Annotated in this window: 16 protein-coding genes; 5 read left to right on the top strand and 11 right to left on the bottom strand. The window is 43.0% G+C overall.

The annotated features are described in order from the left end of the window. Nucleotides 1–301: 301 nt before the first annotated feature. Nucleotides 302–670 (top strand): DUF423 domain-containing protein, encoded by a 369-nt coding sequence (locus NST83_RS12380; protein ID WP_342417805.1) that lies wholly within the window; start codon nt 302–304, stop codon nt 668–670. 76 nt (nt 671–746) lie between these two features. Here the strand turns inward: NST83_RS12380 and NST83_RS12375 are convergent, their stop codons facing one another. Both NST83_RS12375 and NST83_RS12370 read right to left on the bottom strand, forming a co-directional pair. Next, nucleotides 747–1,604, bottom strand: a complete 858-nt coding sequence (locus NST83_RS12375) for a sugar phosphate isomerase/epimerase (RefSeq protein ID WP_342417804.1) — start codon at nt 1,602–1,604, stop codon at nt 747–749. Between the two features lie 18 nt (nt 1,605–1,622). Beyond that, nucleotides 1,623–2,357, bottom strand: coding sequence for an alpha/beta fold hydrolase (locus NST83_RS12370; protein ID WP_342417803.1), 735 nt, complete (start codon nt 2,355–2,357; stop codon nt 1,623–1,625). A 223-nt stretch (nt 2,358–2,580) separates the two neighbouring features. Between NST83_RS12370 and NST83_RS12365 the strand changes: the two genes are divergently transcribed. The 3 genes from NST83_RS12365 (at nt 2,581) to NST83_RS12355 (ending at nt 6,921) form a co-directional block, all read left to right on the top strand. Then, nucleotides 2,581–5,016 (top strand): glycosyl transferase, encoded by a 2,436-nt coding sequence (locus tag NST83_RS12365; protein WP_342417802.1) that lies wholly within the window; start codon nt 2,581–2,583, stop codon nt 5,014–5,016. Nucleotides 5,017–5,110: 94 nt separating this feature from the next. Beyond that, entirely contained in the window at nt 5,111–6,232 is a 1,122-nt protein-coding gene (locus NST83_RS12360; RefSeq protein ID WP_342417801.1) for a GGDEF domain-containing protein, read from the top strand. A gap of 170 nt (nt 6,233–6,402) precedes the next feature. Continuing rightward, nucleotides 6,403–6,921, top strand: a complete 519-nt coding sequence (locus NST83_RS12355; protein ID WP_342417800.1) for an NAD(P)H-dependent oxidoreductase — start codon at nt 6,403–6,405, stop codon at nt 6,919–6,921. 101 nt (nt 6,922–7,022) lie between these two features. Here the strand turns inward: NST83_RS12355 and ectB are convergent, their stop codons facing one another. Then, the gene (ectB, locus tag NST83_RS12350; protein WP_342417799.1) at nt 7,023–8,285 is read right to left on the bottom strand and encodes a diaminobutyrate--2-oxoglutarate transaminase; all 1,263 of its coding nucleotides are present in this window, start codon (nt 8,283–8,285) and stop codon (nt 7,023–7,025) included. Between the two features lie 597 nt (nt 8,286–8,882). Here ectB and NST83_RS12345 point away from each other — a divergent pair. After that, nucleotides 8,883–9,575, top strand: coding sequence for a response regulator transcription factor (locus NST83_RS12345; protein WP_342417798.1), 693 nt, complete (start codon nt 8,883–8,885; stop codon nt 9,573–9,575). A gap of 5 nt (nt 9,576–9,580) precedes the next feature. On the opposite strand, the gene NST83_RS12340 is transcribed toward NST83_RS12345, so the two are convergent. The 8 genes from NST83_RS12340 to NST83_RS12305 form a co-directional block, all read right to left on the bottom strand. Beyond that, nucleotides 9,581–12,178, bottom strand: coding sequence for a response regulator (locus NST83_RS12340; protein ID WP_342417797.1), 2,598 nt, complete (start codon nt 12,176–12,178; stop codon nt 9,581–9,583). A 131-nt stretch (nt 12,179–12,309) separates the two neighbouring features. Continuing rightward, nucleotides 12,310–14,310, bottom strand: a complete 2,001-nt coding sequence (locus NST83_RS12335) for a methyl-accepting chemotaxis protein (protein ID WP_342417796.1) — start codon at nt 14,308–14,310, stop codon at nt 12,310–12,312. 474 nt (nt 14,311–14,784) lie between these two features. After that, nucleotides 14,785–16,353: a glycoside hydrolase family 43 protein gene (locus tag NST83_RS12330; RefSeq protein ID WP_342417795.1), complete on the bottom strand. Its 1,569-nt coding sequence runs from the start codon at nt 16,351–16,353 to the stop codon at nt 14,785–14,787. Continuing rightward, complete coding sequence (locus NST83_RS12325; protein ID WP_212734500.1) at nt 16,350–17,249, bottom strand: carbohydrate ABC transporter permease; 900 nt, start codon at nt 17,247–17,249, stop codon at nt 16,350–16,352. The genes NST83_RS12330 and NST83_RS12325 overlap by 4 nt, the downstream gene beginning before the upstream one ends. Nucleotides 17,250–17,265: 16 nt before the next feature. Beyond that, the gene (locus NST83_RS12320) at nt 17,266–18,225 is read right to left on the bottom strand and encodes an ABC transporter permease subunit (protein ID WP_342417940.1); all 960 of its coding nucleotides are present in this window, start codon (nt 18,223–18,225) and stop codon (nt 17,266–17,268) included. 99 nt (nt 18,226–18,324) lie between these two features. Then, nucleotides 18,325–19,986, bottom strand: a complete 1,662-nt coding sequence (locus NST83_RS12315) for an extracellular solute-binding protein (RefSeq protein WP_342417794.1) — start codon at nt 19,984–19,986, stop codon at nt 18,325–18,327. 249 nt (nt 19,987–20,235) lie between these two features. Then, nucleotides 20,236–21,825 carry a response regulator gene (locus NST83_RS12310; RefSeq protein ID WP_342417793.1) on the bottom strand — a complete coding sequence of 530 codons (1,590 nt, stop codon included), beginning with the start codon at nt 21,823–21,825 and terminating at the stop codon, nt 20,236–20,238. Nucleotides 21,826–21,851: 26 nt separating this feature from the next. Continuing rightward, nucleotides 21,852–23,642 carry a sensor histidine kinase gene (locus NST83_RS12305; RefSeq protein ID WP_342417792.1) on the bottom strand — a complete coding sequence of 597 codons (1,791 nt, stop codon included), beginning with the start codon at nt 23,640–23,642 and terminating at the stop codon, nt 21,852–21,854. Between the last annotated feature and the right edge of the window lie 149 nt (nt 23,643–23,791).

Genomic DNA, 23,791 nt, shown 5'->3' with positions numbered 1-23,791 from the left:
GAACACGGATTTTTTACTAATCACTTTTGCATTCACCCTCTCCATTATCAATTTTGACTTTACATAAGATTTTATTACGAGAAACGACAACACAAAAAGACAGCATCATCACCTCGCTTTCCCATAAAAAAGGTGGAGGACACGCTGTCTATAGCTCCAAATGCTTCGCATTGGCCCTGGAAAAAATATACCACATTAGATATCAAATGAGAGTCGAAAAATTCTATATATTTAGAGCTTCACAACGAAAATTGACGAATCCCATTGGAATCGGTACTATTTTACAGGGAGGCGTTAAAACATGAAAGTTTTGCTATTGCTTGGTTGTATAATGATGTTTTTAGCTGTAGTTCTGGGAGCATTCGGAGCACATGCTTTGAAAAAAAGACTTTCCGCAGACATGATGAGCATATTCCAGACAGGTATCCAATATCATATTGCTCATGGCTTGGGCTTGATTCTGCTCGGAGTAGTTGCAGTAAATCTGGTCCATTCTTCTCTGATTGTTACCGCAGGCTGGGTAATGCTAGCAGGTATTCTCCTGTTCTCCGGCAGTTTGTATGCCCTTAGCTTGTCCGGTCTGAAGAAGCTCGGAGCGATTACCCCGATTGGCGGGGTGGCTTTTTTAGCAAGTTGGGTACTTGTGATTGTGGCGGTAGTGCAGGGTTAAACAAAGCTAAAGACAAGAGACTTGGAAAAGTAGACGCTTCCAAGTCTCCTGAGCAATTCCCGAATCTGAAAGAATACTATGATTTCGTCTGCACTTCTTGCACCTTCTGAGCCGCTAAGCGATGACCCTCAATGTAACGTTTGGATTCAGCCATCTGGTTCTCCTGCGCGGCTTCCATAATGATGTGAACCCCCGGCTTGTACTGTTCCAGTAGTTCCATGTATAGGCCGTAATTCATGTCACCAAAACCCGGCGGTACGGTCTCGATCTCACCTGTCGATGACAAACGCCGGTCTTTGGCATGGGCCGCGATAATTCGAGGTCCTAGCAATTGGAACGCTTCGCGGATAACCTCATCCTGCCGTGCCAGATTTTCCGTTTTCAGCAGATTGCCCGGATCTATCACTACGCCGATCTGGGATGACGGTACTTCCTCCAGCAAGGTAGCAAGCTCTACCGCCGTTCCGACCAAATGATCGTTAGCGGCCTCCAATCCTACGAATACGCCCCATTTTCCAGCCTCATCGGCTAATTCACGCACGACTTCCTTTACAACCTTCCAGTCTCGTTCCGTATATGCGCTTCCATCTTCATTACGTCCGACTTCGGCAGCCACCATTGGTGCCCCTAACAGGCTCGCATATCGAATCAGCTCTTTAAAGCGTTCTACATTTTCACGCAGCAGCTCCTCATCCTGTTCAAAAAAATGCAAATAGCACCCAAGAACCGATATGGATACTCCGTGCTTGCGGAATGCCTCCGCGATCGACAGCGCCAATCCCGGGCTGAACTTGCCCGGTTTGTTAAAGTCCACATCACTGATCGCTCTCCACGGAGCCAGTTGAACATGAGTAAAGCCCGCTGCGCCTACCTTTGCAGCCAACTCGCGATAAGGCAACTTGCCAAATAAATGAGCCAGTACACCTACAGTCACTGAAATCACCTCTTCTTTTTAATGTTGCATTTTACTTGTTACAGCACTGCGTTCCAAGGTCTCATTAATGATTTGCGTAATCTCTTCCACCTCGTCATGAATAAAAAAGTGACCTCCATCAAAGGTGAAAATTCGAAAATTCTGATCCGTATGCTGCTCCCACGCCTTCGCATCCTGCAAGGTCATCGTGTTATCGGTCAGCCCTGTTAAGGCTGTGACCGAACAATTCAAAGGTACGGCTGGGGCCGTGTACTCATACGTCTCGACGGCTTTGAAGTCCGCTCTTAGCACCGGGATAAAATAGTCATACAATTCGCGGTTGTCAAAAATAGCCTCCGAAAGCTGACCATATCGCAGCAAATGCGTTCTGAACTGCTCTGCGGGCAGATCATGGGCCCACGGGAAGTCTCTCGGGACATGCGGTGCCCGTCCACCAGATACGAACAGATGAGCAGGTTTGCCATAACCGCCAGCCACCAGCTTGTAATACAGCTCGAAAGCGATCATCGTTCCCATGCTGTGACCGTATATTGCATAAGGATCGCCAGGGGCTATCTCTTGACTGATCTTGAGCAGTAAATCCTCGCTCATTTCCTCGATGCTGTCTTTTAGCGGTTCCCCGGAACGAATACCTCTGCCCGCCAGCTCCAGTGGGACAAGCTTAATCTGCGGAAGCAGCAGCTTTTTCCATTTGAAGCTGACCGATGCCGATCCACCTGCATATGGAATGAAAAACAATGTGATGGGTGCCATCCTTACAACCTCCTGCCATGCTGAGTGCTAACTCTTTCATTTTAGCATAAAAAGGTATATTTACCCATTTCAAATATTTTGCAAATTCAAGAAACAAGGTCGGGGAAATCAAGCATCTTTTGCATCAGGCAGGAAACCGCTTCTTTTAGGAAGAACAGCTTCATGTTTGAATATAATAATGTGTTTGGCCTTATTTCTGTAAATTCGAGAGGAGTTCTGCGCCATGAAGTACGGTTTCTTCGATGATGCTAAACAAGAATATGTCATACACACCCCTCAAACCCCATATCCCTGGATCAATTATTTAGGCAACGAACGATTTTTTGGACTGATCTCCAATACAGGCGGCGGCTATGCATTTTACCGGGATGCGCGCTTACGTCGCCTAACACGATACCGATACAACAATATTCCTGTCGATAACGGCGGACGCTATTTTTATATTTATGATGAAGGGGATTACTGGACTCCAGGCTGGATGCCGGTCAAACGGGAGCTGGATCTGTATGAGTGCCGACATGGGCTTGGCTATACGTCAATTATGGGTGAACGTAACGGTATTCGGGCCACGCAGTTGGCTTTTGTACCGCTGTCCTTTGATGGCGAAGTACATCAGGTCAAGCTTCAGAACACTTCTGCACAGACTAAAAGGATCAAGCTCTTCTCTTTCGTGGAATTTTGCCTGTGGAACGCCTATGACGATATGACCAATTTTCAACGCAACCTGAACACGGGCGAGGTCGAAATACAGGACTCCGTCATCTATCATAAAACGGAATATCGTGAGCGTCGCAACCACTATGCTTTCTTCTCAGTCAATCGCCAGCTGGCAGGATTCGATACAGACCGTGAAGCTTTTCTGGGACTATACAACGGGCTGGATCAGCCGCAAACCGTCACCGCCGGGCAAGCTTCGAACTCTGTGGCCAGCGGATGGTCGCCCGTAGGGTCGCATTGCATCGAAGTAACCTTGGAGCCAGGTGAAGAAACGAGTCTTCACTTTGTACTTGGTTATGTGGAAAATCCGGAGAATGAAAAATGGGAATCTCCCGGTGTGATTAACAAAAAACAGGCTCAGGCCATGATTGCTCAATTCGCGGAGGAAGCCGATGTTGAACGAGCCTTAAGTGAGCTGCAGGCCTATTGGAACAATCTGCTCTCCAAGTATACCATTCAGAGCCACGACGATAAGCTGAACCGGATGGTGAATATATGGAACCCGTATCAATGTATGGTTACGTTCAATATGTCGCGTTCCGCTTCGTATTTCGAATCCGGCATCGGACGTGGAATGGGTTTTCGGGATTCGAATCAGGATTTGCTTGGTTTTGTCCACCAAATACCGGAGCGGGCGCGGGAACGAATTATCGACATTGCCTCCACACAATTTGATAACGGCGGGGCTTATCATCAATACCAGCCTTTAACCAAAAAAGGAAACCACGAGGTCGGCGGCGGTTTCAACGATGATCCGCTGTGGCTTATCGTCGGCACCGCTGCGTATATCAAGGAAACGGGAGACTTCGCCATATTAGACGAACAGGTGCCCTTCGATGGGAATGAAGAGCATACAGCTACCCTGTTTGAGCATTTGAAGCGATCCTTTTATCATGTGGTTAATAATCTTGGCCCGCATGGTCTTCCACTGATTGGCCGGGCAGATTGGAACGACTGTTTGAATCTGAACTGTTTTTCCGCCACACCTGATGAGCCCTATCAGACCACTCAAAATTTGGAGGGCCGCACAGCGGAATCGGTATTCATCGCCGGACTCTTCGTATATACAGGACCGGATTTTATCGAGCTGTGCAAGCGCAGAGGATTAGATGAGGAAGCAGCCACGGCGCAAGCCCATGTGGATCGGATGCGAGCAGCCACGTTAGAGCATGGCTTTGATGGGGAGTGGTTTCTGCGAGCCTACGACCACTATGGGAACAAGGTCGGCAGCAAGGCTTGTGAGGAAGGCCAAATTTTTATTGAGCCGCAGGGTTTTTGTGTAATGGCGGGAATCGGCGTTGAAGAAGGGCTGGCTCAAAAAGCGCTCGACTCAACACGGGATCGGCTGGAGACCCCCTATGGCATTGTGCTGCAAAATCCGCCTTATTCCCGCTATTACATCAATCTGGGTGAAATATCCTCTTATCCTCCAGGGTACAAGGAAAATGCGGGCATCTTCTGTCACAATAACCCGTGGATTATGATGGCGGAGGCCGTGATTGGCCGTGGGGATCGTGCATTTGAGCTGTATAGCAAAATTGCTCCAGCGTATCTGGAGGACATCAGCGACATTCACCGCACCGAGCCGTATGTATATGCACAAATGATTGCAGGCAAGGATGCCGTTCGTGAAGGCGAAGCCAAAAATTCCTGGCTGACTGGCACAGCGGCATGGAACTTTATTGCCATTACCCAATCTATTCTCGGTATCCAGCCGGAATGGGATGGTCTGCGCATTGATCCGTGCATTCCTAAAGCTTGGGATGAATTTACAATCACTCGTGTCTTCCGTGGCGATACCTACGTGATCCAAATCACGAATCCACAACATATATCCAAGGGTGTGGCAACAGTCACACTAAATGGTACCCCTCTCCCGGACAATGTTCTGCCGATTGTAGGAGATGGTGCAATCCATCAGGTACACGTGTTGCTGGGCTGACAAGTGCTCACCCTCTAAAAATTTATCTTCAACTTCATCACATAGTATCTTATAATACGAGAATGGCTAAAGATACATTAAGTGTGGTGACATCATGAATAGAACAATACGGGATACTCAAACATTGGATTATAATACAAAGCAAGGTCGCTGGGTACGCAAGATGCTATTGCTTTACTGGATGATTATAGCAGTACATTTTATTGTCCAGCTAGGCAGTTATTTATTTCTCGATTATTCTGCTACACCTTATGAATTTTACGTTGGAACCCTTATTGTTCCCACGCTAATCATGTGCTGCTCCAACTTACTTGCAGAACTGGCTCATCACAAATGCTACAGGTTTTCTTTCGTAATCCTGTTTATGGCAAGTACAGTTATTTGCTGGATGATTATTCGTTTAAACTATGATATCAGGATTATTACAGCATTGTGTTTGTTGCCTATTTTCTCATCCATCCTGTTTTTCAATCGTCGGCTGATATGGCTTTCCTTTGTCTTACAAATTGGAGTCTTTTTCTCCTTACTGGCCATTGACGGCTCGTTCCGTACCTACTTGTCGGATTTTGACATTGTATCCATTCCGACATTTTTGATTATGTCCACCTTTATTGCACTTATCATTCAGGCCAGCGGTCGTGATCTGCTACTAGATTTGTATAAAACACAGCACGCCCAGCAGGAACTTATGATCAGCAACGCGATTATAAGCAAAATGTCAATGACCGATGGACTAACAAAGCTTTACAATCATTTATCGTTCCAAACTTTTTATGAGAAAGCGCTCGAATATGCCAAGCAAGGTGCCATCATCCATTTAGCGGTAGTAGATATTGATAATTTCAAGAAAATTAATGACACATACGGACACCAGTTTGGAGATAAAATTTTGGAGAGCATCTCGCAAATCATTATGGAACAGATTACAACCAATGACATTGCAGCCCGATATGGCGGTGAGGAATTTGCTATTCTGATGTTCGAGCATACTTTTGAGGAAGCTTATCAGATTGTCGAGAACATCCGGCGTGAAGTAGAGAAAATGACCTTTGAAGAGAAATTGCAAATAGTTTCTGTGACCGTAAGCATCGGATTAAAAAGCTATTCGGAAGAAATGAACAAAGATACATTCTTCCAGGGAGCAGATGACTATCTGTATAAAGCCAAGCGTTCTGGAAAAAATAAAATTGTTGCTGAGCTTAACCATATCGCTTGAAGTAAAAATATTTCATTTGATGAGACTCCTGCATAAGCTTGCCGGAGTTTTTTTGTATGCAGAGCTTAAAAATTTAAGGAGTTGACAATCTTATTAGTTGAAACTAAAATGGTTACATGTGTATTGGTAATTTACTTACATAAACTAAGTTAAAGGAGATGTTTTTCGCCATGTCAACACTCGTTATTGTTGTCCATCCTAATCTTGCGGAGTCCCGTATTAACAAAAGATGGGTGCAAGAGCTCAAGAAGCAATCCGGCGTGACTATTCACAACCTGTATGAAGTATACCCTGATGAGAAAATCAATGTAGCTCAAGAGCAGGAACTGCTGGAGCAGCATGACCGCATTGTACTGCAGTTCCCTTTTTACTGGTATAGCACCCCTTCCCTGCTGAAAAAATGGGAAGATGAGGTTCTGACTTACGGTTGGGCTTTTGGAAGCGAAGGTGGCAAATTGGAGGGTAAAGAGTTGTTGATCGCCTTGTCTGCTGGCAGCGTTGAGGAAAACTATCAACATAACGGAGGGAACAGATATACGATTGAAGAGTTGTTGAGACCTCTGGAAGCTACAGGCCATATGGTTGGCACCAGGTTGCTTCCTTATTTTGTACAATATGGTGCTTCTGTACTGACCGATGAGCAGTTGGAGCAATCCGCGCAAAAATATGCGCAAACCGTTACTTCTTAATTGAATGAGGATTTTGCAAAAATCCCCTTGCTTGGAGCTGCCGCTTGCTGTGAAGCAGAACGTGGCAGTCACCGACCAAGGGGATTTTTGATTTTGGAAGATTACAAAGTAACCAGTGTGCTGGACACCTGAACCATGCTTTCTTTAATGATGTTGCAGCCTTCACGCAGGTTTTCCAAGCTGATCGTTAGCGCAGGCATGATTTTAATCACCGTATCGTTACGTCCGGCTCGTTCAATAATGAGGCCTCTGCTAAAGCAAAGAGCAGCTACTTCTTTGGCAAAGGTTTCTCCCAGAGGGGACACATCAATGCCCCAGATCAGTCCCAAGCCGCGAATGTCAATGAGAGGATCAATCGTTTGAATATGTTCATACAAAAATTGCTTAACAAAAGCTTCTTTCTCTTTTACCTGTGCTTCCAGCCCCACCGTATCCCTGAACTCCAGCGCAGCCTTGGCGGCGACAAAAGCAAGCTGGTTCCCCCGGAAGGTACCATTGTGCTCACCAGGGCTCCAAATATCCAGCTCCGGCTTGAGCAGCAGTAGAGACATCGGCAAACCATAACCACTGATCGACTTGGACAAAACGACCATATCAGGAACGATACCCGCGCGCTCAAACGAGAAGAACGAACCGACCCGGCCGCAGCCGACCTGAATATCGTCAACAATCAGCAAAATATCATGATCATCGCACAGTTGTCTCAAGTCACGCAGCCATTCAGTATCGGCAATGTTAATACCACCTTCAGCCTGTACCGTTTCCAGAATGATGGCCGCTGGCTTTTCCACCCCGGAATGGGTATCTGTTAAAAGCTGCTCCATATACAAAATGGTATCCAAGCCGTTAAACGTACTGTTAAAGGGGATGAAGGTAACGTTATTTAGGGATACACCGGCACTCTCTCTCATGGAGTTGTTACTGGTAACGGACAAACTTCCTAGAGACATGCCATGAAATGCGCCCATAAAAGCAAAAATCCCATTTCTTTTTTTGACTTTGCGTGCAAGCTTCAGCGCTGCCTCTACCGCATTGGTTCCCGTTGGTCCGCAAAATTGCAGCTTATAATTCAAGTCCTTGGGCTGGAGAATATGCTCGGAGAAAGACTCAATAAACTCCTGTTTCGCCGTTGTGTACATATCCAGACCGTGCATGATCCGATCAGAGGTCAAGTAATCCAAAATCCGATTTTTCATAAAATCGTTGTTATGCCCGTAGTTCAAGGCACCTGCTCCGGCAAAAAAGTCGATATATGCCTCTCCTGCCTCCGTGTACAGCACATCGTTTTTCGCTTTGTTGAAAACAACCGGAAAGCTTCTGCAATAGGATCTTACATTGGACTCCAGTGCTTCGAATGTGTTCATTAATTTCTCGTCCTCCCGCTAGACCTGATTTGGAAAAAATACAAGCATGGAAAGCAAAAAAGTGTAAATATGTAAGCTAAAATAAGAAGACAGCCTGAATCTCGATGGGGTAGCCACACCAAAGAATCATGAGTACGATCACGGGAACGATTAGAGTACGAATAAATAAATGCTGAATAGTCTATGGAGCGTGAATTAAATTCTAGAAGATTAAATGGTGGGGTTTTCTAAGGGGCCTATCAGTGTATGTCACTCCTATGTAATAAAATACCATAACTTTTTTTGAAGTCAATGCATGTTTCTGATATGTTTTGTTAAATTTTTGTAATTGAGTGTCGGAGGCTTGATGCATTTTGTTAATTCTCCACGAAAAATGTCGGAATAGAACTAAAAATCTCAGAAATAGAGCATATCCATATCAAAAAGATATAAATTCGTTCTGCTCGGCTTTTGATTTGCTCCGATCCCCTGATCTTTTGACAGACTGTCCAAAGGCGGTTACTCTATCAAAAGAACCTGACAAAAACTTGTTGTATGCATTGAAACTATCTTAACCATTTGGCTCGAATTCGATAGAAAGATAAGGGAAATATCATCATGTCTAATGTTTTGATTATTGAAGATGACAATATGCTGGGAGATACCCTTTCCTTGTATTTGACTGGAGAAGGCTACAACGTTACCCGGGTTGAACAAGCGGCTGAGGGAATTGCCCGGCTGGGTATGGTGCAGCCTGATATTATTTTGCTAGATCTGCTGCTTCCAGATTTGGACGGTGTCAATCCCTGCCCACTGATACGCAAGCATACGGATGTGCCAATCATCGTGGTTTCTTCAGAAAATGATATCTCAGAGCGCATTCGTACACTTACGCTGGGAGCAGACGATTACATTTGCAAACCTTTTAGTATGCAGGAGCTAAAGGCACGAATCGAGGCTCTTTTCCGTCGTATTGAAATTACACGGTTACAGGCAAGAGGCCTTGCTCCTGAGGCCACGCCTGAAACAGACATTGTTTTGGATCTGGCGCGAAGAATGATTACCGTTGATGGGCAGCTTGTGGAGATGACATTTTCGGAATTTGAGCTTATGAAGCTTTTTTATTTGAACCGGGGAATTGTATTCAGCCGATATGCCTTGATTCAGGCTCTCCGTGGAACAGACTCCTTTATTAATGAGAGGGCTGTAGACGTACATATCAACCATTTGCGCAGGAAAATCGAAAAAGACCCTAAAAAGCCAAAATTGATCAGGACCATCTGGGGAATTGGTTATAAATTTATGCAGTAGCACGATCAGCTCCAGGGAACCGATGACTTGATTTCGTTAATCTCCTTTTGAACCAAGCTCAATTGCTCTCTCCAGTCTGGATACAGCTCCCCCGCTGAGGTTTCATGGCTACGCTTCAATCCCTTTTCCAGCTCTATGACCTTTGCCAGCAGCCCAGACGCAAAGAGGTTTCCTGCTCCTCCCTTAAGCGAGTGGATTAATCGGAGAGCGGCAGATAACTGTCCGTTGTCCATTTTCCTCGTCAATCTTTTATCGAGATGCTGGTATTCCTGAATCCATTTGTAAAGGGCAAATTGGAAAATATATACCTTTCCATCCATACCGGCTATCGCCTGCTCCGCGTGAACACCATGTAATTCTTGCAGCCATGCTAAATGAATCCAGTTGTTTAACACTCTTACAGCATTCAGTTCATGGACAGGCTTGAGCAGCACAGCATTAATGCCTGAACGAAGGCAAACCTCCTGTTCATGCTGCGCAGCATCGGCCGTAAAGGCGATAATTGGAAGTCTGTTAAAAGCTTTGTTTCTGCGAATATGTCTGGCCGTCTCAAAACCATCCATCTCTGGCATATGCAGATCAAGCATTACCATATCCCATGAACGCAGCTCCAGTGACTCTAGCAGCTCTCTTCCATTTGCAGCCATAGTTACTTCAAAACCTCGTTCTTCCAGGAACTCGGTAATCACCACCTGGTTAATCTCATTGTCCTCTGCTATGAGAATTTGATACTTCTGCGCTGTAGTCTCTCCTTTATAACGAGGACTCATCATCGTATATGTATCCAGAGTATTAACATCTACAGAAACTGCCTTTTCCTTTTCCAGCAACCATCGGATAGACTCCAATAGAGCGTTCTGAGTTACGGGCTTGGACAAAAAGGCATCCACCCTGCTATCCTCCTCCCCAGTCGCCATCCCTTCCATCTGGTACACTGTTGTAAGTCCAATGACCTGAGTCATCTGTCTATCCAGCAATTGAAGCCACTGTCTCCGGGTCCCCAGTTCCCGAAAGCCACCCATGCTCATGTCGACCATAACTAAATCAAAATGCTCACCATTTTCAAAAGCCTCCACACATTCCTGATAGGAAGAAATGTTGTAGGTTTCTAATCCTGTGCCTTGCAGTAATTCGTTCAGACTATATCTCAACAGCTCATGCCGTACAACAATTAAGGCTTTGCCGTTTATTTGTTTTTCTATCTGTGTGCCTGCCGGATGTAGATCCCCGATATCCAGTTCAACATTAAAGTAAAACCGACTGTATTCCCCCAATCGGCTTTCAACCTCTACATTCCCGCCCATGGCTTCAGCCAAATGCTTGCTAATGGCCAAACCCAGCCCGGAGCCCCCATATCGGCGGCTGGTTGATGTATCCGCTTGGGTAAAAGGGACAAACAGCTTGTTCACACCCACCTCGGAAATACCTATGCCTGTATCCTCCACCATAAAGGACAACGCTACCCGTCCGGTCTGCTGGCTTAGCATGTTCACCTCTAACAACACATGTCCCTGATCCGTAAATTTGACGGCATTAGTCAGAAGGTTTAAAAGCACCTGTTCCATCCGCAATGGATCACCTTTAACACTTTTGGGTAATTTGGGGTCCGTTATAAAAATGATCTCTATTTCTTTGTGTTCCAGCAAAGTACTCACCGTATCTGCAAGATGCCGAAGCATCTTCTCCGGCTCAAACTCCAGCCTTTCCAGTTCCAAACTGCCTGCTTCCATTTTGGAAAAGTCCAGTACGTTATTGAGCATGGATGAGAGGGTTCGTGAGGAGGCGAGCAGCTTGTCAAGGTAGTCTTTTTGGACAGCAGTCAATTCTGTCTTGTTCAACAACTTGGACAGACCGATGATCCCATTTAGCGGCGTGCGAATTTCGTGGCTCATATGAGCCAAAAAAACGCTTTTTGCATGGTTAGCCTCGTCTATCTTCTTTCTTTTCTGCTCGGAAGCTTTATACTCCGTAATATCCATTACATGACCGATGACATGCTTGGTGATCCCATCCTCCCTGACCGGATGTAAGGTAATTAAAGCCGAGTACTCCCAAAACTCCAGCTCAAATACCGTCCGGTCACCGAACCATGCCTGTTTGTAATATTCACAAAGCTGCTCCAGAGTTTCAGAGGATAACTCAAAAATGTCCCCTAGTTTCTCCACATGCTCCCTTCGATTATAGCTGACCTGCATATTCAGACCCATGAGCTCCAGCAAGCCACCTTCGAGCAGTGTATAATAAAATTCGTCGCCGCTTTTCTCCAGCCTGAAGGTAAAACCAGGTTGAACCCGAAGCACATTTAGGAGGTCACGGTTTTGGCCCAGCAAACGTTGTTCATATGTATATTTAACGTTCCAAACGCGTACAAACAAAGCGATGAACATCAAACCAATCCCTAGCTCCAACACAAAAGTCATCCTTGCTCTATCACTGATACCAAAATATAAAAACAGAATTCCGGCCACTCCATAAAAAACACGCGTGATCGTCTGCCTAATGAGCTGAGAAATCAGATTGGGGCGTTCAAATGTAATAGATGGCTGAAAAGTCAAAACTATTAATAATATCACGATAACATATAGCACTAAATCTCGAACCAAATGTTCTCCCTCCTGTAATCTGCAAGAATGAAAATATAAAAAAACTCAGGACAGATTCCTTATGCCATAAGGCTTAAAGAACTGTCCCGAGCATTCATTGTACTATAGATTCCATAGGGTTCAAGTTCGTTTTAATACTTGAAACGACTAATCATAGACCTCAACTCAGCAGCCATTGTTGATAGCAGTTGAGCAGAGGCTGATATCTCCTCCATGGAAGCCAGCTGCTCTTGCGAGGAAGCGGTGACTTCCTCAGATGTAGCAGCATTACCGGTTGCAATTGTCGCCAGTTCATTGGCTGTCGCTGCAATCTCTTGTACACTCGCTGATATCTGTTGTGCAATCGCAGCGACCTCCTCTACCTGAGGTGTGGTCTCCCGAATGCCTTCCATCGCGTATCCCAGCTTGACAATGGTTGCTTTGGAAATCTGCAGCCCATCCTGAACCTCAGTCGTAACACGGTTCATCGTCTGAACCGTGGTTTCCGTTTCATGCTGAATTTCGGCAATCAATGTGGCTATCTGTGTTGCAGATGCCTGCGATTGCTCTGCCAGCTTGCGCACCTCATCAGCAACGATGGCAAAGCCCTTGCCATGATCCCCTGCTCTGGCCGCCTCAATCGCTGCATTCAAGGCCAGCAGATTCGTCTGATTGGATAGTTCACCAATAACCTTGGTAATTTCACCGATTTCCTGAGAGCGGACTTGCAAGGCTTGAATCATTCGGTTGGATTGCTCTACCGAATGGTGAATCGAATTCATTTGTTCGCCTGTTTGCTCAACGGATTTCCGTCCTTCCTCTGCTTGTAAAGAGGATCGTCTGGCCAAATCGGCTACCAAGATTGAGCGTTCCGCAATTTGTGTGACCCCCTGTGCAATTTCATCAAGGGCTACTGAGTTATTTTCCAGGCCTGTAGTCTGCTTCTCCGCTCCGCTGGCAATTTCCTGTACAGCCTGAGATACCTGCTCACTTGCAGCACTGGTTTGTTCTGCGCTTACTGTTAGCTCGCTTGAGGATCGGGCGACATGACCTGCACTATCTCCTACGTTCTGAATGACAGATCGCAAGTTATTCTGCATGTTTCGGAAAGCCAGTCCCAATTGTCCAATCTCATCTTCACTTTTCACTTGAATGTCCTGCGTCAGATCCCCTGCGCTCACATTAACCGCTTGTTCCTTCAATTTTAAAATAGGTTTAATGATGGAACGGATCAGGAAATAAACAATGATTATCCCCACCACAAGACACCCGACGACCGTAAGCAAGGTGCTGATCAAAATGGGTCGTGCTGCTTCATCCACTTCAGATAAATACAGCGTTCCACCTATTTTCCAGCCTGTCAGCTTATTGGTCGCATAGTTCATATATTTGGACTGACCTTCATACTGATACTCGTATTCACCAGCGTCGCTCTCATACATGCGTGATTCAATATCTGCTATTTGGGTGCCTGGTGCCTTCGTCGGATGAACAATGTAAGTACGATTGCTGTCCAGCAATATGGCATAACCCTCATGGCCTACTTTAATATTGTTCAGCGTCTCCTTAATACCGCTAATCTTCAGATCAATGCCAATAACACCCGACCCATCCGTCGTGGCTCTGGACACTGAGACTGTCATTTGCTTGGAGGAAGAGGAGAGATAGGGCGAACTAATCACTGTTTTTGCTTGTTCCTTCATGGCTTCCTCATACCAAGGTCTAACTCGAGGGTCATAGTTATCGGGTAATTGCTTCTGTGGATAGGTTGTAAATTTACCATCCTTTGAACCATAATAAATGGATTCTGTTTCAGGATGGAGTATAATATATTGCTTGAAAAATCCCTCCAGCTCTGCTGCCTTTTCCTCTGTCTCTACTCGATTGCCTTTTAGCCTCTCAGCAAAATATTCTGCGTCGTGTACCTTAGGTGAAACAGCACTGTCAATAACATAATTAGTGCGGACAATGGCCTGCTCGGCGCTATACTCAATCTGGTTTCGAATCTCCTTGCTGGCGCTCACAAACGACAAAGCCCCAACAATCATAGATGGTATGATCAAAAAAGCAATAAAAGCGACCATCAGCTTCGTTTTAAAATTATTGCTGAGCATCCTTCTTACATCCCATGGTTTTCCTGCAAAATTCTTCATTAGTCAACATCTCCAATTCATCATCTGGATTGCTTGCATATTGTGAACCGCTAAAACGCTCGACACAAAAAGGATATAAAAACGACAACAAATAGGTATATGTACTTATTTTTTAATGCAGCAAGGCTCCTTGGAACCGATTCCTTAATGTAATATACCTAAAAATTATTAAAAAAAATGCACTGAACATGTTAAGGAAATATTAGTTTTAACTCACTATACCTACCTCTAAACATGAAATAATCCCCTTGAGGTTGGCATACATGAGGTCATTTTTCAAAAATCACCATATGCTTGTTACCACCCTAAGGGGATCAAGTTTGTTTTTAATTTAATCAATTCAGTAAAGCCTTAAGTTCAAAGCTTATTACCTTGCACAAAGAAAATCAACGCCTCAGAATGGAGAACGATATTTTAAAGCGAGCCGCGCTGGTTTCTATTATGGTTTGGCTAGCTTAGATTTGCGTACACGCTCTAGTACATGCCATATTCAAACCAATCAAAATCAGCCGCATTGTCAGAGGCTGTACCGTTACTCGTGCAAAACATTCCAATGCAGCAGCCAACAAATCCGCCCGAAACCTCGGTACTCAAACTGCTCGTATCCACCTGTTCTGCTATCAAATAATATTGATCTCCGTCGGTACTGTAATAGAAGCTAAGCTCCTGCCCCCTCGCAGCCATTTTTAAATACAACCGCTGAGCATCAACATCTGCCTGCGCAACGTTCGTCTCCTGGCCATTTATGCAGGTCACAACACTCAATACTTGCCGACCATCAAGTATCACGCACTCAAATCGGATATGATACATATCATTTTGAATGACAACCAAACCTGCAGATTCATGGATACTACGCGGCTTAAACTCCATCGCAGCCGCGGCCGTATAATTAAAATGCTGCTGGCGCAAACAGATAAAGCTGAGATTATCTTTATCCTTAAACGTTTGAGGCTTTAGCTTTAGCCGCAAATATCCTTTACGTTCAGTCAAAGAATACAAATCCGTTTGCGGATTCCTTAAGAACATCCATTTAAGTGCCAGCTTATCACTGTCAAAATGATCACAGCGCAATTGCGGCTCCACCGGGACCGGTGTCAACCTCATGACGTCCTGCTCCTCCAGCATTCCTCGGCCCTCATTGACTACAGGCCATCCATCCTCCCAATTCACTGAAGCAAGGAACGTCTCCCGCCCCAAATTACTATAGCCGCCTCCATAAGGACGTGAAGCGAGCATCACCATAAACCATTGACCATCCGAAGCCTGCACCAAATCCGCATGCCCCACATTAATAACCGGATAGCGCTTGCCCAGATGACGATGAGTGATAATCGGGTTATTCGTATTCCCAACATAACCTTCTGTCAGCTTCTTGCTACGTGCAATTGTCACCGCGTGATTCGGCCCTGTTCCTCCTTCTGCGATCATTAAATAATAGTAGCCATCTTTCTTATACAAATGCGGTCCTTCAGGCCAAATCACTTCTACCATGGCGCCTTTCCAAAGTACAAAGCTTTCACCCACAAGCTGCATGGTCTCAATGTTCAATCTCTGAATCCATACTTCCCAATTGCCGTCATAACGTACTCCCGATGAGTTAGGGCGTGTCCCCAAATAATAGGTTTGCCCGTCATCATCAAAGAAAATCGTGGGATCAATACCAACCGCTCCTTGAATAAAATAAGGGTCAGACCATGGCCCAGCAGGATTGGTTGCTGTAACAACGAAATTTCCACCATGCGTTACATTGGTCGTAATCATATAAAAAATACCTTCATGATAACGTATGGTTGGAGCAAAAATTCCCTGTGAATGCCCTGCTCCCTGTAAGTTCAATTGTGAAGGACGGTCAAGTACATTACCAATCTGCTTCCAATTCACAAGATCACGGCTATGGAAAATCGGCACACCAGGGAAATAAGCAAATGTCGATGTCACCAAATAATAATCTTCCCCAACACGGCATACCGAGGGGTCTGGATAGAAACCAGGCATAATCGGATTATTATACATAACTGAATTGTGTTTAAGCGTTGTCATTCTTTCACTCCTCCAATCATAAATCCGGTCACAAAATATTTTTGTAAGAACGGATATAACAAAACTATTGGCATCGCCGTAACAATCGTTATAGCAGCCCGAATAGATACAGGCGTAACAAGATTGGTTACATTCTTATATTGGTCCAAATTGACGCTTCCACCCTGAGAAGTAGCAGACGACAATAATTTCATAAGCTCATATTGCAATGTGGTTAAATTTCGATTACCGGCTGCATACAACATAGAATCAAACCAGGAGTTCCATTGTCCCACAGCGATAAACAAAGCAATTGTTGCCAGAACTGGCTTGGATAACGGCAATATGATGCGAAAAAATATTTTAAAATCTCCCGCTCCATCTATTTTCGCCGATTCAATTAATTCTTCTGACAGCCCTTGGATAAAAGTACGAATCACAATCATATTAAACACGCCAATCAGGCCGGGAATGATGTATACCCAGAAATTGTTCAACAGACCCAACTGCTTAATCAGCATATACCCCGGAATAAGACCGCCGCTGAAGTACATGGTAATCACAAACAATGTCGTTACAAATTTATTAAACATGTATTCCTTACGGCTTAAAACATAAGCAAGCATCGCAGTACAAAACAATTGGATGATCGTACCAATGACCGTTCTTGCCACGGAAATAAACGCAGCTTGTCCTAAATGCGGATTTTTGAACACCGAAACATAGTTCTGAAGCGTCCATTCCCGTGGCCAGAGATAAACCCCCCCTCGAATTGTATCGATCCCGTTATTAAAAGATACGGCGATGGTATTAAGAAACGGATATAATGTGGCTACCACCACCAATAGCATAACAAGCCCGTTAATAATCGAGAATGTAATATCTCCGAGCGTTTGTTTTCTCAATAATACTTTCACTATTATGCCCCTCCTGTCATATCAGGCGTTCTTCGCCAATAGATTTTGCAAATCCGTTGGCCATAAATATGAGCACAAGACTAATTACACTCTTGAAAATTCCGGCTGCCGTGGCAAAAGAATAGTTTCCTAAATTAATCCCGTATTTCAATACAAAAATATCAATCGTCTCGGATACATCCTGTACCAATCCGTTGCCAAGCAGATATTGAACCTCGAACCCTGCGTTTAAAATATTACCAATGTTGATTATAAGCAGAATAGTAATCGTTGATTTAATGCCGGGAAGAGTCACGCTGAACATTCTTCTAAATCGTCCAGCCCCATCAATAGATGCCGCTTCATACAAGCTGGGATTAATAGATGTCATTGCGGCCAAGTAAATAATCGTCCCCCAGCCGATTTCTTTCCACAAACTAGAAAATCCAACTATACCCCAAAAGTATTTTGGATCCGCAAAAAAATTAATCGGTTCACTGATCAAATGAAGCTTGGTCAACAAAACATTGACAATTCCTGTCTCGGTCGACAATACGTCGGCTACAATGCCTGTAACAATAATCCACGAAAGAAAGTGCGGCAGGTAAGATACCGTCTGTACAATACGCTTGAACAATACATTCTTTAATTCGTTTAGTAGGAGAGCTAACCCGATAGAGCCTACAAAGCCAAGAATTAGGCAAATTAAGCTCATAGCCAATGTATTGCGGATAACGCGAAGGAAGTCAGGATCTGTAAACAACATTTTAAACTGATCCAGTCCAACCCATTCTTGCTCGAAGAAACTGACACCTGGCTTATAATTTTGAAATGCCATCAACCAGCCCCAAAGCGGGCCATAAGCAAAAATACAAATAAAAATAACAAATGGAATTGACATCCATAGTAATTGCTGCTGACTTCTCATTCTGCGCAGATTATATTTGAGCCAACTTTTCTCTTGCTTGTCATCAAGTATTATTTCGGAGGATCGCATCTCTGTTCTTCTCATCCTTTTCTCTCCTTGATTACAATTTACCCGTTAAATAAAGGTTATGGGAGAGTACTCCCATAACCCTTAAACTGCACTTGGGCATTATCCCCACAAATCAACACGTCTTCGAACTTCCTTGGTTAGCGCATCTTCGTAGGCTTTAATATCCACATTCTGCTTAAGAGTGCTTTGATACTCTTCCCATGCTTTGTCAAATTCGGACGGTGGCGTCATGATAACCTTGGGAAGCCATTTTCTCTTCACGTCATCCATCTTTTGTTTCGCTATCGTTTCTGGTGCGTTCGGTGCAAAATTATAAGTATAGATAGGGAACCATGGTTCATTTTCTTCTGCAGGCTCAAGAAAATCCGTGAATTTCTTATATCCGTAAGCTTTCAATACTTTTTTGTCAATCTCGTTTAAAGTTGCAATGTACTCGTCAGGTTGTTCCTTAGGATCCATCGTATTTTTCCCTTTAGCGGTCATGCCTTCATGATGCGGGAAATAAACTAAAGGACTTCCTGTATTCGCCAGAACCCAATCCGGGTCTTTAGCATTTGCGCGTTGTTCTTCATTCCGATAGAAAACGCCGTTCTTATCAACCTGGTAATCAATTCCTTCTTGTCCCCAAGTTCTCAAGATTTCTATTTCAGGATCCAACAGATCATTAATGTATTGCAGAGCTCCTTCAACGTCATCACAACTTTTCGTAATCGCCAGGCCTCCATTTACGTTCAGAATTGGATTGTGTTGATAACGGCCTTTTACTTCCTCTGAAAGTGTGATGGATAAAGGAACGTACGTTCTTTCAGATAATTTTTGTTTTACGAGCGATGCCTCAGCGTCTAAAAACTGCCAGCCTTGATCGACCATACCAAGTACGCGTCCAGTCGACAATTTGGAAATATACTGATCATAATTCGCAGTAAAGGTTTCTTTATCAACTAATCCTTTATGGTAAACTTCATTTATTTTCTTAAAATATGCCTTGGCTTCTGGTATCGTATTATAATTTAATGCCGTTAATGTTTTTTTATCTACAATTGCGGCACCTTCATTTGGATAGCCTGCCAAGAACAGCGGGGGATTTTCTAAAGCGAAGTAACGCCAGTCATAGGAGATAATTTCAAATCCGATGGTCGGTTGACCATCAATTGTCGGATGTGCGGCCTTATAACGCTCAATCAAATCAAAATACTGATCAAGAGTTTTAATAGTTGGATAACCGCCCCACTCCAGCACTGCTTTTTGTATCCAAAATGCCTCTCCATTATGAGTAACATTCATTTGCTTACCTTGAATATTGCCGAACTGCGGAATGAAATATATATGTCCATCTTTTGAGTTTTTCATTTTCTTCCAATCGCTACCTAAATAATTTTTAATATTCGGGTATTTGTCAATGTAATCGTCTAATGGAACCAATGCTCCTGCCGCTACCAGTTGCTGTGTCCCATCGCTGCCATCAATAAAGTCAGGATATTCCCCGCCGGCAATAAGCACACCAATACGTTCTTTGGCGGTTTGACCGGTAAGCCAATCCATAGTGACACTTACACCCGTCTTTTCTTCAATCGCTTTCAAAATACGGTTGTCTTCAGGCGCAAGCTTTCCCGGTACGGCAAAAAATGCCGAAAATTCTTTAAGCTCCTTCCCATCTTTCGTCTTGCTTTGTAGATTGGATCCGCATCCGGCGAGCACAACTGTAAATACCAAGCACGTCAAAATAAACAGCGTGGTAGTTCTTCCAAGAGACTTTTTCAAAAGGACCCCTCCATTATTATTTTTTATCCCAGCATAAGAAAGCGCTTTCTAGATGCTATATTCAAAGTATCATGTGCGATATAGCGCCTCAACGGGGCAAATTATAGTCAAAACATTAATTATTCCAGTTCATTAAGGATTGAAACAAAAAAAATCCTGTGCTTTTCTGCGAAGGAGTTGCGTAAAAAAATCCAGTTTTTAGTTGACGCACTTGAACCCCCTCTACTTTTACCTTTCATTCCCTTGTGATTAGGTTTTCTCCACATGAGTTAGTGAAACGACAGGCATAGTTTTTTTCCGATATTGCAGGGGGGTCTCCCCCATCATTTTCTCAAAGCGGCTTATAAAATAATCCGAGTCTCTATATCCGACTGCAACTGCTATTTCATAAACCTTCTTATCTGTTCTACGCAGTAACTTTGCCGCCTTCCTGATACGTAATTGATTCAAATAATCATTGAATGATAAGTTATAGTGCTTTTTGAAAATCTGCCCCAGATAGGCACTATTGATATAAAATTGTTCCCCCAATGACTTAAGGCTTATATTCTCCTTGTAATGTTCGAGAATGTAAGCTTCTATTTTGGCCAAGACTCCCATTGAATTTAATCTGTGCTGTTCCTTCAACTTCTCTACACATTTCAAAGAAAATGCATACAGATTTTGAATATTTTTCTCCATAGATAGGGTTGTATAATTCCCTTTAAGAAACTCTGATTTTATCAAATCGAGGTCCATGCTCCCTTTCAAGCTCGTTATTAATTCCAATAAATAATATGATAAATAATTCAAATTTAGCCTTATAATATTAGGATCTATGCGCTCGTCTTTAAAATATTTAAAAATCGCTTCAACATGTGTTTGAAGCACCTCTATACGCTGGTCTTCAATTGACTTGATCAAATTATCGAATACGTTTTTTTCAAGATTACTGCGCTGAATGTTAAATATCTCCATGTCCATTTTCTCATAATAATAAATCGGTCTATTATTAGTGAAAAAAAGCATGCTTTTCATCTTTCTACAGGATTGATACGATTCATGAAGTGCCGACAGGCTTCTAACTTCCTTGCCAATATAGATTGAAAAGGCTACTCCCTCACGTTGACTTAAATCAGAAAATAATTGATTGATATATTCATCTAATGTGGAATGATCGGCTTGAAGCAATTCATCAGTAACGATGATACAAATGGCATTCTTCTCCCCTGTACACTGCTTCATGATTTGTATTTCAAAATGCTCGCCTACCATGCTGCGCGCCCAAGGATACAATTCAAATAATGAACCTTTCAATTTATCCATCTCAATCAGCACATAACGAAATTTACCGGACTTCTGATAAAAAGGCAGTACATAATCAATCGTTTCCTTTTCAAACATCCCCCACAAAATCGCCTGCATATGCTGATCCAGGATGATTTTATTATTCTTCACTTGGTTCTGTCTCTTTTCCTTCAGTTGTTCATGTTTCGTTTTGAATTCCGCTAACACTTGGATAAGATCTGTTTGAACAATTGGCTTGAGGATATAGTCATTTACATGATACTTAATCGCTTTCTTAGCATACTCAAAGTCATAGAACCCGCTTAAAATAATAATTTTAATTTCATCACCATATTGTTCGAATACAGATTCGGCAAGTTCGATTCCGTTCATTTCCGGCATCTTAATGTCAGCGATGACAAGATTGGGGCGCAGTGTTTTGATGATTTGAAGCGCTTGCAAGCCATTTGAGGCTTGACCGCAGATCTCAAAGCCGTATGACTCCCAGTCAATCAATAATTGCAATCCTTGTCGAATAAACGGTTCATCATCTACAATCAACACTTTGATCATATCTATGCTCCTTATTCCTGTGGTGGTTAAAGAGGCACTCTGATTTCTATTACTGTTCCCTTGCCCATTTCACTAGAAATTCGAATATTCACTCGTTCATCAAAATATATGCGCAGCCGAATATATGCATTTAACATACCTATGCTATCAAGCTCACTCATTCGATCAATGCTTGGATTGCGCATTATATTTCTAATATATTCTAGCTTTCGTTCATCCATTCCCGCACCTGTGTCTTGAATCGTCATGTAGAGATGTTTATTCATAACATCAAATTTGACAGTCACGCTGCCGTCTTGCGAGGTACTCTCAATGCCATGAATACAAGCATTCTCAACAAAGGTTAATATCGTTAACTTCGGAATTTGCAAATCCAATAATTGCTCATCCAGTACCTGAATCTCATACTGCAGCTTGTCTCCAAAGCGATATTGTTGAATGTTTAAATAACTCTCAACAAATTTAATTTCTTCACGGATAGAGATCAGATCATCTCCCCAATTAATTGTTTTTCTTAATAGTAAGGAAAGCTTCTTAATGATTTCGGAGGTTTCGATTTCATTTTTGATCAAACTCCGCATTCGGATGGTTTCCAGTGTATTGAACATAAAATGCGGATTAACCTGACTTTGGAGGGCTTTAAGTTCAGCCTGTTTCTTGGAGAGCTCCAGAGCTTGTTTTTCCACTTGATCTTTATATACAATTAGGATCAAGTCTTTGATCTTGGTCACCATCATATTGTAGCTCCGGATCAAATTACCGATTTCATCCTTCCCCTCAGGGCAGACAATCACTTCAAATTTCTCTTGCTTCACTTTATCCAAATGCTTAGATATCATTTCTACCCGAGTAATGAGAGAGCGAGAGATCATCCAAATAAGCATCGTCGGCAACAATAAATTTAAAACAATCATTATCACAAAATTCACTTTGGAATTCAGTACCTCGGATAAAATATTCAATCTCTCCATACTTACAATAATTTTCCAATCTTCGGATACCATCGAGATCACTTCAGTCCTTTGAACCGGAAAAATGTCACAATTGGCAATGCTGTAAAAAGATTTTTGATTGTTATTTATTTTCTGATCATTAGAGAAAATGACCTTATCATTCGCTACGACATACATCTTTCCATCCATGCTCTCATTTCTTAAGGACTTATTGATAAAATTATAATCCAAATCGACCTTAAGGATTTTTTCAACTTGATTGTCCCCAAAATAATCAAATTTTCGAATAATGCTTACCTTGCGTCCGCCTTGACTTTGTGACATCTGAGCCTGCTGCTTGTCAAAATAAGAATAAATCATAATATGATCTTTTGTATTGGTTAGCGCTTGGTACCATTCGGTCTTACGGATGGTATCATCCAGTTTTATAAAGTTTCCCCCATTGACAATCGTTTCATTATCCACGTAAAAGGTGATTTGATTCACATTTTGATAACTGTAATAATATCGAAATATGTTGTTATTACTCAGCATATTATAGTATGCCTGATAATAATCCTCTTCATTGTGATACACAGAATCCATGAATCGGTTCAAAATTTCATCCGTATAAAGAAAGTTTGACACATATAAGCTGTTATCAATGTTATTGCGTAAATTAAATTTTATCCTTTGCAGAGATTGATTAGAGTTGGTATATTCCTTCTGCTCTATACTCCCTTTAATACTCTGATAAAATAATAAATTCGTTGCAATCACAGGGATTAATACACAAAAAACAAATAAAACGTATAGCTTAGTCTTCAGTCTCCAATTATCCAAGGCGCGTATCCGCTTACAAAGATTTCTTAGCGTAATAATCATAAACCTGTTTCAACCTCCACATACTCCATTCTTATGTATCCAAAAGCTTTCACCCAATGAGATACCGTTACCTTTTACACAAACTTCTTGATGCCGGATTCGGGGCATGATGCATTCCTTACATATGCGGTTCTTCTCCTTCCCGCTGC

Source organism: Paenibacillus sp. FSL R10-2782 (genome assembly GCF_038592985.1).
Classification (GTDB): Bacteria; Bacillota; Bacilli; order Paenibacillales; family Paenibacillaceae; genus Paenibacillus; species Paenibacillus terrae_C.
Note: the sequence above shows the minus strand (reverse complement) of the source record. Positions and strands in the feature narration are given on the sequence as shown.